We start from the raw sequence: 17,570 nt of genomic DNA, 5'->3' as shown, positions 1-17,570 counted from the left end.
TATGGCAAAAATAAAATCTTAATATAACAAAAAAATCCATCGCAAATGCTCTTTCTTAATTTTTTTGTCTCAATTTGAGGAATATAGTCGAAGAAGTAGGGCTTTTGTTGTCTTTTGTAAATTCGAAAAAAGAGGATATATAAGTAATTAGATACAGCATTAACGATCGAAAAATTGGCAAATGAAAAAGCTAGGTGAATCCAGATAAGGATGTACATCTAGCTTTTTATTTTATAAGTGCAGTAAACCAAACTTGTAAGATCTTACTCAGCGTGATGTAACATATAAGTAGACGCCTTGTCGAAAAGGTGCTTTAAATCAGCATTCGTCATGAAAACTAAGTCCTCAATTGAAAATCCATTTGTTAATTCAAAAAATTGAACCATGTTTTTACGCTCTTCTCTACTAATTATTAACAACATTCCCATTGATTTAGAATGACTAATTTGTTTTCAATCTGTTTTAATGCAGTGTATTTATATTTTAACTATTATATAACAATAAAATTAAAATATGATAGAGATTTTTACTGAAAAAGTAAAAAAGATAATTTAATCATTTCATTAATTATTATTCAAATTACAACGTATTAATTATTCTAGAAAAATATCTAATATTACAATTTTCATTAATGAATGTAACAGAAAAAGACCAGTTTGTAAGAGTTTCAATAAGTTAGGTAAAAAATTCGACAAAAAGCGATATTTTATGGTAAATTTAACTAAAACTTCCTATTATAGGTTAAATTCTACTTAACTTTTTGTTAAGTAATTGTTATACTTGGCATTGTTGAATCTGAGAGTATATTTTAATAGAATAATAAATGGATTACAGGAGTCATTAGCTATTTATTTATACCCCCAATTTATCAATCTTCAACTCAACTATTAGTTAACCAAAAAGAAACAAATGATTCTTTGATTTATCAGAATAATCAAATACAAACAAATATTCAATTGATCAACATACAATGTCGTTATTAGGAGTCCATCTATTTTAGACGAAGTTATTAATCAATTAAATTTAGATTGTACAAATGCATGAACAATATGATGAGATTCTGTTTGATGCTCCGAAAGTACCTCTGACAACTAGCGACTAAGCAGATCATTACAAGTCATCACACACTTGTGAAATGATTTTTTGCATCAGTAACTGCTAATGAGTGTGAGGAGGGGTTAGATGCCCTATATTATATTTATTTTAAAAGAAAATAGAGTTTCTTCTTGTGTATTTAATCACATGAATGTAGAAGTGGAAACTTTATTCATTTGGGGAAGGAAAGCAATGGAGGGAATTTGTAAATGAAGAAAGTAAGAAAAGCAATTATACCAGCAGCGGGTTTAGGGACACGCTTTTTACCTGCAACAAAAGCAATGCCAAAAGAAATGCTACCAATCGTAGACAAGCCAACAATTCAATACATTGTTGAAGAAGCAATTGAATCAGGCATTGAAGATATCATTATCGTAACAGGTAAAGGTAAACGCGCAATTGAAGATCATTTTGATTTTTCATATGAGCTAGAACAAAATTTATTAGAAAAAGAAAAGTATGCGTTATTAGAACAAGTTAAAGCTCCATCTAATATCGACATTCATTACATAAGACAAAAAGAACCTAAAGGATTAGGTCACGCTGTATGGTGTGCGCGTAATTTTATCGGCAACGAACCATTTGCGGTATTACTTGGTGACGATATTGTAGAAGCTGAAACACCAGGATTAAAGCAGCTAATGGACCAGTATGACAATACATATTCTTCAGTAATTGGTGTTCAAACAGTACCAGAAGAAGAAACGCATCGATATGGCATTGTTGAACCGATTATGCAAGAGGGTAGAAGATACGAAGTAAAAAACTTTGTCGAAAAGCCAGCACCAGGTACAGCACCTTCTAATTTAGCAATCATGGGTCGTTATGTATTTACACCTGAAATCTTTATGTACTTAGAAGAACAAAATATCGGTGCAGGTGGCGAAATTCAATTAACGGATGCAATTCAAAAATTAAATTCAATTCAACGTGTGTTTGCATATGACTTTGAAGGAAAGCGTCACGACGTTGGTGAAAAATTAGGGTTTATTAAGACAACAATTGATTTTGCATTAAAGCATGATGATTTAAGAGATGATTTATTGAAGTATTTACATGACATGTTAACAGTCAATATTAAATAAGGTTGGATGATTAGATTGAAAGCAATGAGATTTGAACAATCAGAATATGCTTCTAAAGCCATTCTTATCGAAAGAAACAATTGAAAAAAGAAGGATCTATTTATTTACTAAGCGCTTAGTGGATTTATCTGGCGCTTTTTTGGGTCTTATACTACTATTACCAGTTCATATGATTATTGCTATTATTTTAAAGTTAGAAGATCCTAAAGGTCCAATTTTCTTTTTTTAAACTTCGGTAAAAATGGAAAAGAGTTTATTCAAAAAAAGGATGGGAGATTTTTGACGTGACAATTTAATCTGCCCATCCATAAATAGTTGAAACATTGTATTTTTTTATTTACCCAATAATAGGGACTTGACTAACAAGAGGGATGAACAAAATGAAAAGACAACGGTACACTGAAAGCAATATGGAACCATTACCAAGAGTGCATGAAAAACCATCCACTGCAAAATTGACATTGAATCGAATCTATATTTTGTTTACGATTGTATTTTGGTTGCTTTATGTAGCATCCACAATTTTTGATCAACTGCATAATGGCAATGGTAGTTTTAAACAAGTCGTTGAAGCGGGATTATATATCTTAATTGTTACGACACTATGTTTTTCCGCATTGATGTATCTTTATTCTAGACAAGGGGCATTGATTCGCTTTAAAGAGCATACTCGGATCCCACGTGAAACCTTATCTGCTTATTTTTCTGAGAATCAACCAGGAATTACTGTTTTGGTTCCTTCGTATGATGAAGAGGTTGACGTTATTCGAAAAACATTACTATCAGCTGTTTTACAAGAATATCCGAAAATCGATGTACAACTTCTGATTGATGATAAGCCGAATCCAACAGATCCGCAAAAAAGGGAAAAATTGCAAGCAACTATGAATCTTGCAAAAGAAATTACCGAGCTTTTGGAAGTCCCTTATACTAAACTAGCAAAAGCTCGTGACGATTTTGAAGAGACTTATAACAAAACTGGGGAAATCTCTTCTTCTACTTTAAATGATTTAATAAAGCAATATAATTATGCTGCCAAATGGATTAATAAATTTGCTGATGATGAACCAGATGAGACTCATGTAGATGATTTCTTTAATAATCAAGTTTTAAGAGATTTAGCTAATGAATTAACCGTAACGGCAGTAGTATTAGAGAAATCCTCAAAAGAAAATTATGGCATGAGCTATGAACGAATCTATCAGTTTTATTCTCGATTAGTATGGATTTTCACCGGAAAAGTAGGGTATTTCCAACGAAAACAGTTTGTTTCTTTATCTGATGAAGCCAATAAAGCTATGAATCTTAACTCTTATATTGATTTAATGGGAGGGAGCTACAAGATTCTCCAAACACCAGCTGGTAAAGTACTGCAGAGAGTATCTTCAGAGGCAGAAGCAGATTTAGTCATTCCAGATACTGAATTTTTACTAACGCTCGATGCCGATTCTATTCTGCTAAAAGAGTATTGTTTACGTCTGGTATATCTATTGAATCAAGAAGGAAATGAAAATGTAGCTGTAACACAAACTCCTTATTCTTCTTTCCGTGGATGTCCAACTCGAATCGAACGAATTGCTGGTGCTACAACAGATATTCAACACACTTTACACCAAGGAACAACGTATTATGGCGCGACCTTTTGGGTAGGGGCGAACGCGGTCATCCGAAAACGTGCGATCGAGGATATTGCTGAAACAGAATATGTAAATGGATTTAAGGTTCGCCGTTTTATCCAAGACCGTACAGTAATTGAGGATACGGAGTCTAGTATTGATTTAGAAAAAAATGGTTGGACCTTGGCAAATTATCCGGAGCGTTTGAGTTACTCAGCAACTCCACCAGATTTCGGTTCTCTAGTCATCCAACGACGTCGTTGGGCCAATGGTGGATTATTAATTATGTCGAAACTATTTGCTACTATTCGTCAACGCCGTCAGGAAGGGAATCCAATCAAGTTAATGGAAATTGTGTTGCGAGTCAATTACATGGCATCGATTGCTTGGTCTAGTTTTGGCTTAATCTTCCTTTTAGCCTATCCCTTTGACGATCGTTTATTGAGTATTTTTATTGTTGGTGCTGCTGTCCCTTACTTTACTGCAATGGCGAGTGATTTAAAATACAATCGTTATAAACGAATGGACATCTTCCGAATTTATGGTCTTAATCTAATCTTGTTGGCTGTTAATACGGCTGGAGTGCTAAAATCGATCCAACAGATATTAACAAGTGAAAAAATTCCTTTTGCACGAACGCCTAAGGTTAATGATCGAACTGGCACGCCAACACTTTATATCTTAGCGCCGATCATTATTATTGCTTACTCTGTTTTTATTTGCTGGCGCTCTTTCATGCTCGGAAATTGGCCGAATGCTATATTTTCCTTTTTTAACGCCTTTACTTGTGGGTGGGCTGCATTAACATTTATCGGACCTGTCAATATGCTTGTGGATTTAATTCATAACTTTAAAGATTGGATATTTGTAGAAGTAAAACCTAAGCAAACTGAAAAAGCTGAAAAAGATCAATCAGAAATCAATTGGCAATCGGTTTTATACTATGGTGATGAGAAGGGGCAAACAGAAGTTCCTTTAAGCATATCACTTGGTAAATGGGAAAATACAGAGACAACTGAAGTTGAAGATAAACATAATTTCAGCAATAAAAAAATAGGATGAAAATAGATTATGCAAAATAAAAAGAAATTGTCAATGCCGCGTTTAATGTTGGTATGTTTAGTTGTGGTAGCTGTAGGAGTTAGTTATTTTTATCGAGATAATATAGTCGTAGTTAGTAAAATAGAAAAAACAAAAAAAACAGAAAAAACAGCGGCAGAATCAAATCCTTGGTTTGCCCCTTATGTCGATGCTACACTGACACCGCAATATGAATTTGAAAAAATTGATGGTAATGTTGTGCTTTCTTTCGTAGTAGCTAAGAATAAAAATAGTGCTGTTCCTAGTTGGGGAGGCGCCTATTCGTTGGATCAGGCATCTGATGATTTAGATATAGATCGACGAATTGCTCGCCTACGACAAAAAGGAGGGGAAGTCATTGTTTCATTTGGTGGCTTATCCAATTCAGAATTAGCAATTACAACAACAGATGTTGGAAAAATAAAAAATGCATATGCTAAAGTTGTAAAGCGTTATGATCTGAATACGATTGATGTGGATTTAGAAGAAGAAGGATTGAGAAATAAGCATGCTGCTAAACTTCGTGGGGAAGCTTTGGCAAAATTGCAGCAAGAACGGAAAAAAGATAAAAAAGAGTTAGCTATTTGGGTAACATTACCAGTAACCCCGCAAGGTTTGACTGAGGATGGTACGGATGCCGTAACAACATTATTGAGAGCTGGAGTAGATTTAGCTGGCGTCAATATCATGACAATGGATTATGGGGGAAGTCGTAATTCAGAACTCTCTATGGCAGACAATTCGATTAATGCCTTGAAAAAAACCCATCGCCAACTAAAGATTATTTATCAAAAACAAGGAGTTAACTTGAGTGATAAAGCATTGTGGAGAAAACTCGGCGCAACACCAATGATTGGCCAAAATGACATCCAAGGTGAAGTTTTTGGTTTAGAAGATGCTGCTAAGCTGAATCAATTTGCCGTAGAAAATGGTTTGGGACGATTGTCTATGTGGTCAGCAAACCGTGACAGAAAATCCAGTGAGAATAGTGTTGGAATTCAAAGTGTTTCCAACTTTTACAGTGGTGTTAAACAAAACAATCAAGAGTTTGCAACGATTTTGAAACAGAATATGAATGGTAGTGTTTCTAGTGATGCAAAACGGACAACTAAGTCAGATGTAACGGATATAGATTTGAATAAACCGGATGATCCGAAAACTTCTCCGTATGAAATATGGAATGAATCTACAACCTATTTAAAAGGTACTCGTGTTGTATGGAAGCACAATGTATATAGAGCTAAATGGTGGACAAAAGGAGATGCTCCTGATGCACCTATCTTGGATGAAAATACAATTCCTTGGGAACTTGTTGGTCCGGTATTGCCTGGAGAAAAACCATTGCCAAAAGTTAGCTTGCCTAAAGGAACCTATCAGGAATGGGAAGAAGGAGCAGTCTATGGAGCTGGTGATCGGGTAATGGTTAATGGCATCCCGTATGAGGCGAAATGGTGGAACAAAGATGAAAATCCTGAAAAACCCCTTGCTAATGATGATGCAGCACCATGGGAACAGTTGACTCAGGATGAAATTAAGAAAGTGTTGAAGGAAATTAGGAAATAATATAATAGAAGATTAATTAATCTTTATAGTCATAGTTTACGACATAAAATCGAAGAACTTCCGAATTATCCTAAATAGATTAAAACGATTAAAGGAAAAGGCTATCGGTTTGAATCGCTTCTTAATTGAATAGAGTAAAATTAAAAAGCTAGGTGAATTCTTTTAAAGGATTCATTTTAGCTTTTTTATTTTTATAAGGCAGAGGCTTGGATAGAGAAATACACTTTTATTGTTTTTAATAAAAAAATAGACAAATTTTTTTATTAAAAATTAAATAAAAAATTTTTTTTTGTACTAACCCTATTAAACAAAATGCTAGGGGAAAAACGTACAAATTGTATACAATTTTTATAACTAAACAACAAAAATAACCAATCTGTTTATTTACCATATATTGGTAATGTTAAAATTTCGATATAACAAAAAGATGCATAAGAAATACTCTTTTAAAATTTTTGTATCTCAAGTTGAGGTAAATAGTCAGAGAAGTAGGAATTTTGTTGTCTTTTGTTTTATCGAAAATAAGAGGAAATATAAGTAATTGGATACAGTATTAACATATGAAACATTGGTAAATGAAAAAGCTAGGTGAATCCAAATTAGGATGTTCACCTAGCTTTTTATTTTATAATTGCAGTAAACCAAAGTTGTAAGATCTTACTCAGAGTGATGTAACATATACGTATAAGCCGTGTCGTAAAGGTGCTCTAAATCAGCATCCGTCATGAAAACTAAGTCCTCAGTTGATAATCCTTTTGTTAATTCCAAAAATTGAACCATGTTTTTACGCTCTTCTCTACTCATCATTAACAACACTCCCTTTGATTTAAATGATTGATAAATTTGTTTTCAATCTGTTTTAATACAGTGTATTTATTTATTAGTTATTATATAACAGTAAAACCAAAATGTGCTAGTGATTTTTACTAAAAAGGTAAAAAAACATTTTTATCATTTCATTAATTATTATCCAATTTACAACGAACTAATTATTCTAATATAATATCGAATATTACAATTTTCATTAAAGAATGTAACATAACTAGACCAGTTTGTAAGGGTTTCCATAAAGTGGGTAAATAATCCGACAAAATACCTTGTTTTATGGTAAATTTAACCAAACTTCCCTATTTCTTGATTAATTTTTACTTAACTTTTTGTTAAGTAATTGTTATACTAGGCACTGTTGAATCTGAGTGTATATTTTAATAGAATAATAAACGTATAGAATTTAAGGAGGAAGCGATGGAAGAGACGATTAGTTTACAGGAATTATTCGGCGTTATTAAGAAACGTCTGATCATGATAATTTGTATTACAGTTGTAGCCACAGTGGTTACAGGAGTTATTAGCTTTTTATTTTTAACCCCGATTTATCAATCTTCAACACAATTATTAGTTAATCAAAAAGAAACAAAAGATTCTTCAATTTATCAGAATAACCAAGTACAAACAAATGTTCAATTGATCAATACATATAATGTAGTTATTAAGAGCCCAGCTATTTTAGATGAAGTTATTAATCAATTAAATTTAGATTATACAGTTGCCGAACTAACTAAAAATATTACAGTTGCAAGCGAAACAAACTCACAAGTTTTTACAGTTACGGTACAAGATCCTAATTCAGAGCAAGCACAAGCGATTGTAAATACGATTGCAAGTGTATTTCAGGAAAAAATTAAAACAATTATGAGTGTAAATAATGTAACTGTTTTAGCAAAAGCAGATTTAAGTGAAAATCCGATTAAACCAAATAAGAAATTAAATGTAGCAATTGGTTTTGCTGTTGGATTAATGCTTTCAGTTGGTATTGCCTTCTTACTTGAGTTTTTAGATAACACAGTTAAGACTGAAAAACAGCTTGAAGAATTATTGGAATTACCGATTCTTGGTGTCATCTCTGAAGTAACAAAGGGAAAAATCACTCCTAAAATAAATTTAAAAGTGAGAAAGGGTGCGTAAAATGGTTAAAAAAACGGCTAAAGAAAAATTAAAAAGATTTCTTATTACATTAACAAACCCTAAATCACCATTTGCAGAGCAATATCGAACAGTGCGTACGAACATTCAATTTTCTTCGATCGATAAAAAAATAAAATCAATTTTAGTGACATCTTCTGAGCCTTCAGAAGGCAAAACAACGACAATTGCGAATCTTGCTGTTACATATGCTCAGCAAGAAAAGAAAGTTCTTCTAGTAGACGCAGACTTACGTAAACCTCAATTGCATTCTGATTTTAAGTTAGAGAATTTTAAAGGTTTAACAACTGCTATTGCACAAGAAAAGTCCTTAAAGGACGTTATACAAAAAACTGATATTAGCAATCTATCAATTCTAACTTCGGGCCCTATTCCACCAAATCCATCTGAACTATTATCTTCAGAGAAAATGAAGAAATTGATTGCACAAATGCATGAACAATATGATGTGATTCTTTTTGATGCTCCTCCATTGTTAGCAGTTACCGATGCTCAAATCATTTCACAAGTATGTGATGGTACGATTTTAGTTGTCCGTAGAGGATACACGGCAAAAGAAAAAATTAAAAAAGCAAAAGAGTTATTAACACTAGTAAACGCAAACATTCTAGGTGTGGTTTTAAATCGAGCGGAACAGGGGAAAGACGGTTACTACGATTATTATGGTAGCGAAAAATGATTGATCTACACTGTCATATTTTACCTGGCCTAGATGACGGTCCAATTACAATGGAAGATAGTATTAATATGGCTCGAGCAGCCGTGGACAATGGGATTCATACAATTGTTGCATCACCTCATCATCAGAACGGACGTTACAATACAGACAGAAAAGAGATCGTAGAAAAAGTAGAAGAGCTAAATAAAGTATTAAAGGAAAAAGCTATACCTTTAACGATTTTGCCAGGGCAAGAGGTAAGGCTTTATGGGGAATTAATTCAAGACTTTGAGCTTAATCGAATTGTTTCAATTAATGATGGAAGACGCTATTTACTATGCGAGCTTCCTTCATCCCATATACCACAATTTACAAATAGGTTATTTTACGAGATGCAAGCAAATCGAATTATACCGATTCTTGTACATCCTGAACGAAACAAAGTTCTTATAAACGAACCAGATATTCTTTATGAATTTGTCCAAAAAGGGATCTTAACTCAACTAACTGCTTCATCGATAACAGGTAAATTCGGTAAAAAAATTCAAAAGTTTGCTTTTAAATGTATTGAGGCAAATTGGGTGCATATTATTGCATCAGATGCACACAACACGAAAAATCGGAATTTTGAGTTAATTGATGCATACGAAGTCATCCGAGAAAAATTTGGAATAGAAACCGAGTTCCAAATGAGGGGAAATGCACAATCAATTATGAATGGTGACATTCTTTATCCAGAAGAACCTCTTAAATTAAAACAAAATATTTTTAGTCGTTTACTAGGAATCTAATAAATGATAGGTGATATCTCCTTACTGTTATCAATGGGGGGTACTCGGCTGTACTGTGGGAAGATAATGGAATTGTCTTCCTTAGACGCAAGTCGTCAAGAGTATGGTGTGAGGTTGGGTTAGATGCCCAGATTTTACATATAGTGCGATTTCATGTGTAATTCCTTGAGGAATATAGATGTAATAGTTCTATTTTGAATGGGATATTAAAATTTAATTAGAAATATAGAGGGATATTATGAAAAAAGTTAGAAAAGCAATTATACCGGCAGCAGGGTTAGGAACAAGATTTTTACCAGCTACGAAGGCATTACCAAAAGAGATGCTTCCAATTGTAGATAAGCCAACTATTCAATATATTATCGAGGAAGCGATTGAATCAGGGATTGAAGATATTATTATTGTTACTGGAAAAGGTAAGAGAGCAATTGAAGATCATTTTGATAATGCTTTCGAATTAGAGCAGAACTTATTGGAAAAGAAAAAGTTTGATATCTTAAAAGAAGTTCAAGCACCTTCACAAGTTGATATTCATTACATTCGACAAAAAGAACCTTTAGGACTTGGTCACGCTGTATGGTGTGCGCGTAAATTTATTGGGAATGAGCCTTTCGCAGTTTTACTTGGGGATGATATTGTCCAAAACGATGAAGGAAGACCATGCTTACGTCAACTAATGGATGAATACGAAAACACACATTCTTCTGTAATCGGTGTACAACAAGTAGAGGATAATCAAACCAATCGTTACGGTATTATTGACCCTTCAGTAAATGCAGGAAGAAGATACGGTGTAAGTGATTTTGTTGAAAAGCCTGCACCTGGCACTGCACCATCTAACTTAGCAATTATGGGGCGATATATTTTAACACCAGAAATTTTTATGTTTTTAGATGAACAAAAACGAGGTGCAGGTAATGAAATTCAATTAACAGACGCAATTCAAGCTCTTAACAAAATCCAACGTGTATTTGCTTATGAATTTGAAGGAACGCGTTTTGATGTTGGAGAAAAGTTTGGTTTTATTCAAACTACAATTGAAATGGCATTGAAAAATAGTGATTTGCGTTCTGATTTATTGAAGTTAATGAGTGAATTAGTTGAAAGAGAACTGGTGATGAACTAAAAGTAATAAAAATCTTGATTTTGAAATAAAACTAAATATTTTTTATAGAAGGGCGGTAGGATAAACTTGGATTCCGCAAAACTTCAACAATCAGATAGGTACTCTAATTCGACAAAAACTGTGATAGAAGTTGAAAAAAGAATAGTATACTCTATTTTAAAAAGAAGTATGGATATATTTGGGGCATTAATTGGAATATTAGTATTATTACCATTATTTGTGTTCGTTGCTATTTGTATAAAATTAGAAGATAAAAATGGATCAGTATTTTTTAGCCAAATTCGAGTCGGAAAAAATGGAAAAGAATTTAAAATGTTTAAGTTTCGATCGATGGTCACTGATGCAGAAGCACGACTTGAACAATTATTAAAGTTTAATGAAGTATCTGGTGCGATGTTTAAAATGAAAGAGGACCCTAGAATAACTAATATTGGAAAATTTATTCGAAAAACTTCTATAGACGAGTTACCTCAATTACTAAACGTATTGTTAGGAGATATGTCATTAGTAGGTCCAAGGCCACCAATTCCAAGAGAAGTAAAAGAGTATACAGAATATGATTTACAGAGATTGTCAGTTAAACCAGGGTGTACAGGCCTTTGGCAAGTTAGTGCTCGTAATAGTGTAGGATTTACCGAGATGGTAGAATTAGACATTGAATATATTAATAGACAAAGTATATATTTTGATTTCTTTATACTATTAAAAACTTTTGTTGTTCTTTTGGGTTCTAAGGATGCTTATTAATTAATTATTAAAACGTACAATTAGTAGTTAAATAATTAGTTTAAAATAATAACTGAAATTCGTTTATTTCACTGAATTATTAGGAGTAATAAATGTATAAGAGAAAACCTTTATTTTATTTAGACAGTTTATTTTTAATTGTTTATTTTATGATGTTAAGTTGGACAGCATTTAATGAATGGTTACCTAAACGAGAGATTATTACATATTTACAATTTTATTTTTTAATAAAATTCTTTATCTATGTATTTATAAAAAAAGAGAGAGTAGTTTTTAGCTATTCCTCAAGTATTATTTCATTATTTTGTGTCTTATCAATTTTTTGGTCAAATAGTTTATCAGATTCAAAGTATTATGTAAATCAACTAGTAATTCAAACTTTACTATTTATTTACTTTGCTAATGAATATGATATAAGAAGATTACTTCAATTAATTTTCTATTCAGGCAGTATAATGGCTATTTTATCTCTGATCGTTTCAAAAGTATTCCCAACCTATGGTATCGATCAATTAATCCATTATGGTGCATGGGAGGGAATATTTACTCAAAAGAATAATTTAGCAGAAGTGATGTTATTTTATTTAATCTTCAATTATTACTATTTATGTTATAAAGATATTAAAAAGGGTAAATTACATGTATTTATTATAATATTAATGATATTTTTACAAGTATTACTGATTTTTTTAAGTCAATCTACAACAGCACTTTTTTTATTAACTGTTTTTATTCTATTTGTCTTAAGTACGTATGCATTTAGTAAAATTAAAAATAAATTGTTAAGAATCTCTATTTTATCTTTTCTAACACCGTTTTTACTTTATGTAATATTGGCATTTATTACCAATGTAAAATGGATACTAGGGTTATTTGGAAAAGATCTAACTTTTACAGGTAGAGATGTAATTTGGGAAGCTTCATTTAAATTAATGGAAAACAAATGGTTACTAGGTTATGGGTATAGAGCAATTGGAGATGGTACTTATTTTCATAGTAATTTAACAAATTATATAAATTTTGAAATATACTCTCTACACGATGGTTTTTTAGAGACATTAGTTTATATAGGAATTATTGGATTTAGTATAGTATTATTTGGCCTTTCTTTATTTTTAGTAAAGAGTTTCAGGTCAATAAATGGTTCACAATTTAGTTTTTTATCATTGGGGTTTTTATGCTATTTATTAATATTAAATTTACAAGAAAGTGCATTTATCGGAAGTGAATTCGCGTTAGTTTGGGGAATATTTGTTTATTTACAAACGAGCATAAAGTTAAACAAAGACTACTTGCATGGAAAATAGGCAAGTAGTCTTTATGTTAAAAGGAGTTGTAAGAATGAAATTTTTAGTATTAACTCATCAATATCCTAAAAAAGACAATTTATATAGAAGTGGATTTGTTCATCAGCGTGTTTGTGAATATATAAAAAAAGGCTTTGAGACAGAAATATGGGTTCTAGATAATAATAAGACAGATGTGTCTAAATATATTTTTGAAAGTGTTACGGTTTTCGAAGGTAATGATGAATCTTTTAGACTATATGTAAAAGAAAACAATATTACACATTTATTAGTGCATTTCTTACTTACTTCTACAATGAAAGCTTTAGGAAAGGTAGAAAAAAAAATTCCTGTTATAATTTGGGTACATTTATTCGAAGCTTCTAGTTGGAAGAGAAGATTATTTGATTTTAATAACATCTATTTTTTAAAATTTATATTAGAAAATATAAATCAGTTACGAAACTTTAAGAAATTTAATGAAACTTCAAATCAAAATCTAACGTATATATTTGTATCTGATTGGATAAAAAAAATAGCAGAAAAAGATGTTAATACGCGATTTAATAATGTAAATATCATTCATAATTATATTAATACCGATTTATATAAATATAGTCATAAAGATATTGAGAGTAGAAAGAAGATTCTTTCTATTAGAACATTTCAAAGCAAGAAGTATGGAAATGATATATCTGCTGATGCTATTAAAATTTTAAGTACAAAAGATGAGTTTAAAGATATGGAATTTGTTTTGTATGGTAAAGGTAAATATTTTAACAAAGTTAAGGAAGAACTTAAACATTTCCCTAATGTAAAAATGTACAATAATTTTTTGTCACAAGAAGAAATTGCAAATTTGCATAAAAAGTTTGGTGTGTTTTTGTGTCCTACTAGACAAGATTCACAGGGAGTTTCCATGGGGGAAGCAATGTCTAGTGGTTTGGTGCCAGTAACATCAAATAATTCAGCTATTCCTGAATTTGTTACAAACGGTAAGAATGGATTTTTATCAAATAATCCAAGAGAGCTTGCAAGTGCAATCTTAGATCTATATTATGATCCGAATAAATTTATTAAAATGTCACAAATGGCTTCGACAGATGTTAATAAACAATGTGGCATTCAATCGACAATAGATAGAGAGATTGAAGCTATATTAAATGCAGATAAAATAAATTAGGAGGATAAAATGACTAATAGTAATTTATTAAATAAATTTCTAGAGTATGCATTAGGTAGTGGGATTGTCTTACTATTAGGTTTAATTTCATCTCCTATTAATACAAGATTATTTTCACCAAATGAATTTGGGAAATATTCAATGTTTATCTTGTTTTCTAGTCTAATTGGTTCCATTATTTTGATGGGGTTAGATAATTCGTTTGTAAGATTTTTTTATGAAGAAGAAAAAGAGGGAAGAGCAAAATTATTAAAAGCATCTTTAAAGCTTCCCATTCTATTAGTAGTAATTAGTTCTTTATTATTAATAATTTTTTGTAGTAGTATACTAAATCAATTATTTAATGAATTTAATATACAATTAATAATACTGATTATTATTAATAATTTTTTCTCACTTTTGAGTAGGTACATGTTTTTAGTAGTCAGAATGCAACAGAAAGGTAGAATATACTCTTACTTACAGATAGCTCAAAAAGCGTTAAATATAATTTTAATAATAGTTTTTTTTAAGTTTTTCGATAACAATTTTTTAGCATTAGTATATTCTTTTGTGATATCTCAATTAATTGCTTGTTTAATAGGAATGTTAATTGAAAAAGAAATTTGGTTTTCAATGTTTAAAAGTAATCAGATCAAAACAACTAATATAGAGTTGTTAAAATATGGATTTCCTTTGGTCTTTACGTATTTAATTACATGGTTGTTTCAATCAATTGATCGAATTGCTATAAAACATTTCAAAGACTTTAAAGAATTAGGTTTATATGCTGCTGCATTTTCTATCGTTGCACTATTAAATGCTGTACAAGGAGCATTTACTACTTTTTGGGTACCTGTCGCATTTGAAAAATTTAGCAAAAACCCTAATGATAAACAATTTTTTGAAAAAGTAAGTAGATTGGTTGCTTTTACTATGTTCTTTATTGGTACTTTAATAATACTATTTAAAGACATAATAATTTATCTTTTGGGTAATGAATACAGAGGAGCAAGTTATATTATGCCTTTCTTAATATTTATGCCAATTATGTATACAATTTCTGAAACCACTGTTATTGGTATAAATTTCCAAAAAAAGTCTTCTATGCATATTATTATTGCAATCATAGCAGCTTTAGTAAATCTAATAGGAAATTTACTATTAGTACCTAATTATGGTGCAGTTGGAGCTGCCATTTCTACAGGGATAGCGTACATTATTTTCTTCTATCTTCGAACAATAATTTCTAAAAAATATTTTAAAATTAATTATGGCTTAACCAAAATATTCATAAGTACATTATGTTTATTTGTATTAGCTTTCTATGCTAGTTTTAATAATGTGGATATTATTTCAATTTTACTTGGAGTGTTAAATTTATTTGTTATCGTATTTCTTTATTATAAGGATATATTTAATTTATTTAGTTTCAATAATTTGATTAAAAAAAATTAATTGTTTTAAAATTATTTAATTTGAGGAGCAACAATTTGATGGAAAAATTGGGTAATGTACTAGTTTCTGTTATTATTCCAACTTTTAACAGAGAAAAATTAATAAATAGAACTATAGAAAGTGTATTATCTCAAACATATACCAATTTTGAGGTTATTATTGTAGATGATGCTTCAACTGACAATACAGAAAAGGTTATTAAAGGTTTTAGAGATGAAAGAATAAAATATATTCGATTAGAAGAAAATAGCAGAGGCACCAAGCCTAGGAATATAGGAATCTTAGAAAGTAAGGGAGAGTTAATAGCTTTACTTGATTCTGATGATGTATGGTTACCGAATAAATTGGAAAAACAAATTGAGTTTATTAAAGATGATATTGGAAATGATTTTATGTGTTTTACCGATGTGATTCTTAAAGCAGATAATAGTAAAGAGGTTAAATCAAGAAATCGTGAAATTATTGAAGGTGAAGATATTCTAGAATATATTATTTTAGAAGATAATTCTGTTCAGACAAGTACTTATTTACTTTCAGCATCTTTGGCTAAAAAAACTCTCTTCGGTTACGATGTAAAGAAACACCAAGATTGGGATTTCTGTCTTAAGCTTCAAAAACAAAATACGAAATTTATTTCACTACAAGAAGCTTTATCAATTTATTATGTTGATAAAAGAGAAGGAAGAATTGCAATAAATAGCAAATACCAAGTCTCCCTACAATGGCTGGAAAAAGTAAAAATGTATATGTCAAATAAAACATACCATGCATTTTTAGCAAAATATGTTGCTAATTCAATTATTATTGAAGGCAATAGACTTCAGGGTTTTAAAATTTTTGCTCAAGCTTATGCGGAAAAAGCAATAAATCAAAAAATGTTTCTTAAAGGTTTAGTTAAATGTGCATTGCCAAATTTTCTAATCAAACGTTTGTTATAAAAAATTAATTAACGAGGTAATTTTAAAATGAAAATATGCTTAGTTGGTTCTAGTGGTGGTCACTTAACCCATCTTATGCAATTAGAAGAATGGACTAAAGATAAAGAAAGAGTATGGGTAACATTTAAGAAAGAAGATGCCATATCTCAATTAAATAATGAAAAAGTATATTGGTGCTATTATCCTAGCAATAGAAATATAAAAAACTTAATTAAAAATACTTTTTTAGCAATTAAAGTCTTAAAAAATGAAAAACCTAATATTATAGTTTCGACAGGAGCGGCCCCTGCAATTCCGTTTTTTTATCTTGGGAAGTTATTCGGTGCCAAAACAATTTATATTGAAGTATATGATCGAATCGATTCTCCTACTATTACTGGTAAAATTGTATATCCGATTTGTGATGAATTTATTATTCAGTGGGAGGAACAAAGAAAATTTTATCCTAAGGCAAAATATTTAGGAGGTTTATTTTGATATTTGCAACAGTTGGCACACATGAGCAACAATTTAATCGATTAGTAAAACAATTAGATATATTGAAAGAAAATAATATCATTAAAAAAGATGAAGAAGTTATTATTCAAACTGGATATAGTAACTATACAACAAAATACTGTACTACTAAGAAAATTATGGGCTATGATGAAATGATCGATGTTATGAAAAAAGCCAGGATTATTATTACACACGGCGGTCCAGGTTCTATTTTCTCTGCTATTCAAATGGGAAAAATTCCTATAGTAGTCCCAAGAAATCCAATTTTTGATGAACATGTAGATGGTCATCAAGTAGATTTTGTAAAAAGAATGAATGATAATAATAGAGTAATTGGGGTATTTGAAATAATCGATTTGGAATCAACAATAATTAATTACGAAACACTTTCAAAAAAATTAGGTGAACAAAAGGGAAATAATAAAAATTTTGTAACTAAATTTATTAAATTAGTAGATGAAATGTTCATCAATTAGTTTATTCA

At 30.6% G+C, this 17,570-nt stretch carries 18 protein-coding genes; 16 read left to right on the top strand and 2 right to left on the bottom strand.

Annotation, left to right across the window (positions count from 1 at the left end; all coding sequences use genetic code 11):
- Positions 1-263 precede the first annotated feature (263 nt).
- Positions 264-422 (bottom strand): BH0509 family protein, encoded by a 159-nt coding sequence (locus AB1282_RS03530; protein ID WP_429898473.1) that lies wholly within the window; start codon positions 420-422, stop codon positions 264-266.
- 405 nt (positions 423-827) lie between these two features.
- Here AB1282_RS03530 and AB1282_RS03525 point away from each other — a divergent pair, with 405 nt between their 5' ends.
- The 5 genes from AB1282_RS03525 to AB1282_RS03505 all read left to right on the top strand — a co-directional run bounded on the left by AB1282_RS03525 (position 828) and on the right by AB1282_RS03505 (position 6,439).
- Positions 828-983 (top strand): Wzz/FepE/Etk N-terminal domain-containing protein, encoded by a 156-nt coding sequence (locus AB1282_RS03525; protein ID WP_353611564.1) that lies wholly within the window; start codon positions 828-830, stop codon positions 981-983.
- Between the two features lie 321 nt (positions 984-1,304).
- Complete coding sequence (gene galU, locus AB1282_RS03520; protein WP_390311176.1) at positions 1,305-2,180, top strand: UTP--glucose-1-phosphate uridylyltransferase GalU; 876 nt, start codon at positions 1,305-1,307, stop codon at positions 2,178-2,180.
- A gap of 31 nt (positions 2,181-2,211) precedes the next feature.
- Positions 2,212-2,409: a hypothetical protein gene (locus AB1282_RS03515; RefSeq protein ID WP_429898472.1), complete on the top strand. Its 198-nt coding sequence runs from the start codon at positions 2,212-2,214 to the stop codon at positions 2,407-2,409.
- A 151-nt stretch (positions 2,410-2,560) separates the two neighbouring features.
- Positions 2,561-4,858 carry a glycosyltransferase family 2 protein gene (locus AB1282_RS03510; protein ID WP_429898471.1) on the top strand — a complete coding sequence of 766 codons (2,298 nt, stop codon included), beginning with the start codon at positions 2,561-2,563 and terminating at the stop codon, positions 4,856-4,858.
- 9 nt (positions 4,859-4,867) lie between these two features.
- Entirely contained in the window at positions 4,868-6,439 is a 1,572-nt protein-coding gene (locus tag AB1282_RS03505) for a chitinase (RefSeq protein WP_390311179.1), read from the top strand.
- 657 nt (positions 6,440-7,096) lie between these two features.
- Here the strand turns inward: AB1282_RS03505 and AB1282_RS03500 are convergent.
- Complete coding sequence (locus AB1282_RS03500) at positions 7,097-7,246, bottom strand: BH0509 family protein (RefSeq protein WP_172795377.1); 150 nt, start codon at positions 7,244-7,246, stop codon at positions 7,097-7,099.
- Positions 7,247-7,684: 438 nt separating this feature from the next.
- Between AB1282_RS03500 and AB1282_RS03495 the strand changes: the two genes are divergently transcribed.
- The 11 genes from AB1282_RS03495 to AB1282_RS03445 all read left to right on the top strand — a co-directional run bounded on the left by AB1282_RS03495 (position 7,685) and on the right by AB1282_RS03445 (position 17,562).
- On the top strand, positions 7,685-8,404 hold the full coding sequence (locus AB1282_RS03495) for a YveK family protein (protein WP_429898470.1): 720 nt from the start codon (positions 7,685-7,687) through the stop codon (positions 8,402-8,404).
- 1 nt (position 8,405) lies between these two features.
- A complete protein-coding gene (locus AB1282_RS03490) occupies positions 8,406-9,101 on the top strand; it encodes a CpsD/CapB family tyrosine-protein kinase (RefSeq protein ID WP_429898469.1) in 696 nt (231 codons plus the stop codon).
- The gene (locus tag AB1282_RS03485) at positions 9,098-9,871 is read left to right on the top strand and encodes a tyrosine-protein phosphatase (RefSeq protein ID WP_429898468.1); all 774 of its coding nucleotides are present in this window, start codon (positions 9,098-9,100) and stop codon (positions 9,869-9,871) included. Before AB1282_RS03490 ends, AB1282_RS03485 begins: the two co-directional genes overlap by 4 nt.
- Positions 9,872-10,109: 238 nt before the next feature.
- Positions 10,110-10,997, top strand: coding sequence for a UTP--glucose-1-phosphate uridylyltransferase GalU (gene galU, locus AB1282_RS03480; protein WP_429898467.1), 888 nt, complete (start codon positions 10,110-10,112; stop codon positions 10,995-10,997).
- Positions 10,998-11,117: 120 nt separating this feature from the next.
- Positions 11,118-11,744 carry a sugar transferase gene (locus AB1282_RS03475; RefSeq protein WP_429901058.1) on the top strand — a complete coding sequence of 209 codons (627 nt, stop codon included), beginning with the start codon at positions 11,118-11,120 and terminating at the stop codon, positions 11,742-11,744.
- 92 nt (positions 11,745-11,836) lie between these two features.
- Complete coding sequence (locus AB1282_RS03470; RefSeq protein WP_429898466.1) at positions 11,837-13,051, top strand: O-antigen ligase family protein; 1,215 nt, start codon at positions 11,837-11,839, stop codon at positions 13,049-13,051.
- Positions 13,052-13,085: 34 nt separating this feature from the next.
- On the top strand, positions 13,086-14,213 hold the full coding sequence (locus AB1282_RS03465) for a glycosyltransferase family 4 protein (protein WP_429898465.1): 1,128 nt from the start codon (positions 13,086-13,088) through the stop codon (positions 14,211-14,213).
- Between the two features lie 9 nt (positions 14,214-14,222).
- A complete protein-coding gene (locus AB1282_RS03460) occupies positions 14,223-15,650 on the top strand; it encodes an oligosaccharide flippase family protein (RefSeq protein WP_429898464.1) in 1,428 nt (475 codons plus the stop codon).
- A 38-nt stretch (positions 15,651-15,688) separates the two neighbouring features.
- Positions 15,689-16,588, top strand: coding sequence for a glycosyltransferase family 2 protein (locus AB1282_RS03455; RefSeq protein WP_429898463.1), 900 nt, complete (start codon positions 15,689-15,691; stop codon positions 16,586-16,588).
- Between the two features lie 27 nt (positions 16,589-16,615).
- The gene (pssD, locus tag AB1282_RS03450; protein ID WP_429898462.1) at positions 16,616-17,065 is read left to right on the top strand and encodes a PssD/Cps14F family polysaccharide biosynthesis glycosyltransferase; all 450 of its coding nucleotides are present in this window, start codon (positions 16,616-16,618) and stop codon (positions 17,063-17,065) included.
- Complete coding sequence (locus AB1282_RS03445) at positions 17,062-17,562, top strand: glycosyltransferase (protein WP_429898461.1); 501 nt, start codon at positions 17,062-17,064, stop codon at positions 17,560-17,562. The genes pssD and AB1282_RS03445 overlap by 4 nt, the downstream gene beginning before the upstream one ends.
- The last annotated feature ends 8 nt before the right edge of the window (positions 17,563-17,570 follow it).

It is taken from the genome of Gottfriedia sp. S16(2024) (assembly GCF_050473765.1).
Classification (GTDB): Bacteria; Bacillota; Bacilli; order Bacillales; family Bacillaceae_G; genus Gottfriedia.
Note: the sequence above shows the minus strand (reverse complement) of the source record. Positions and strands in the feature narration are given on the sequence as shown.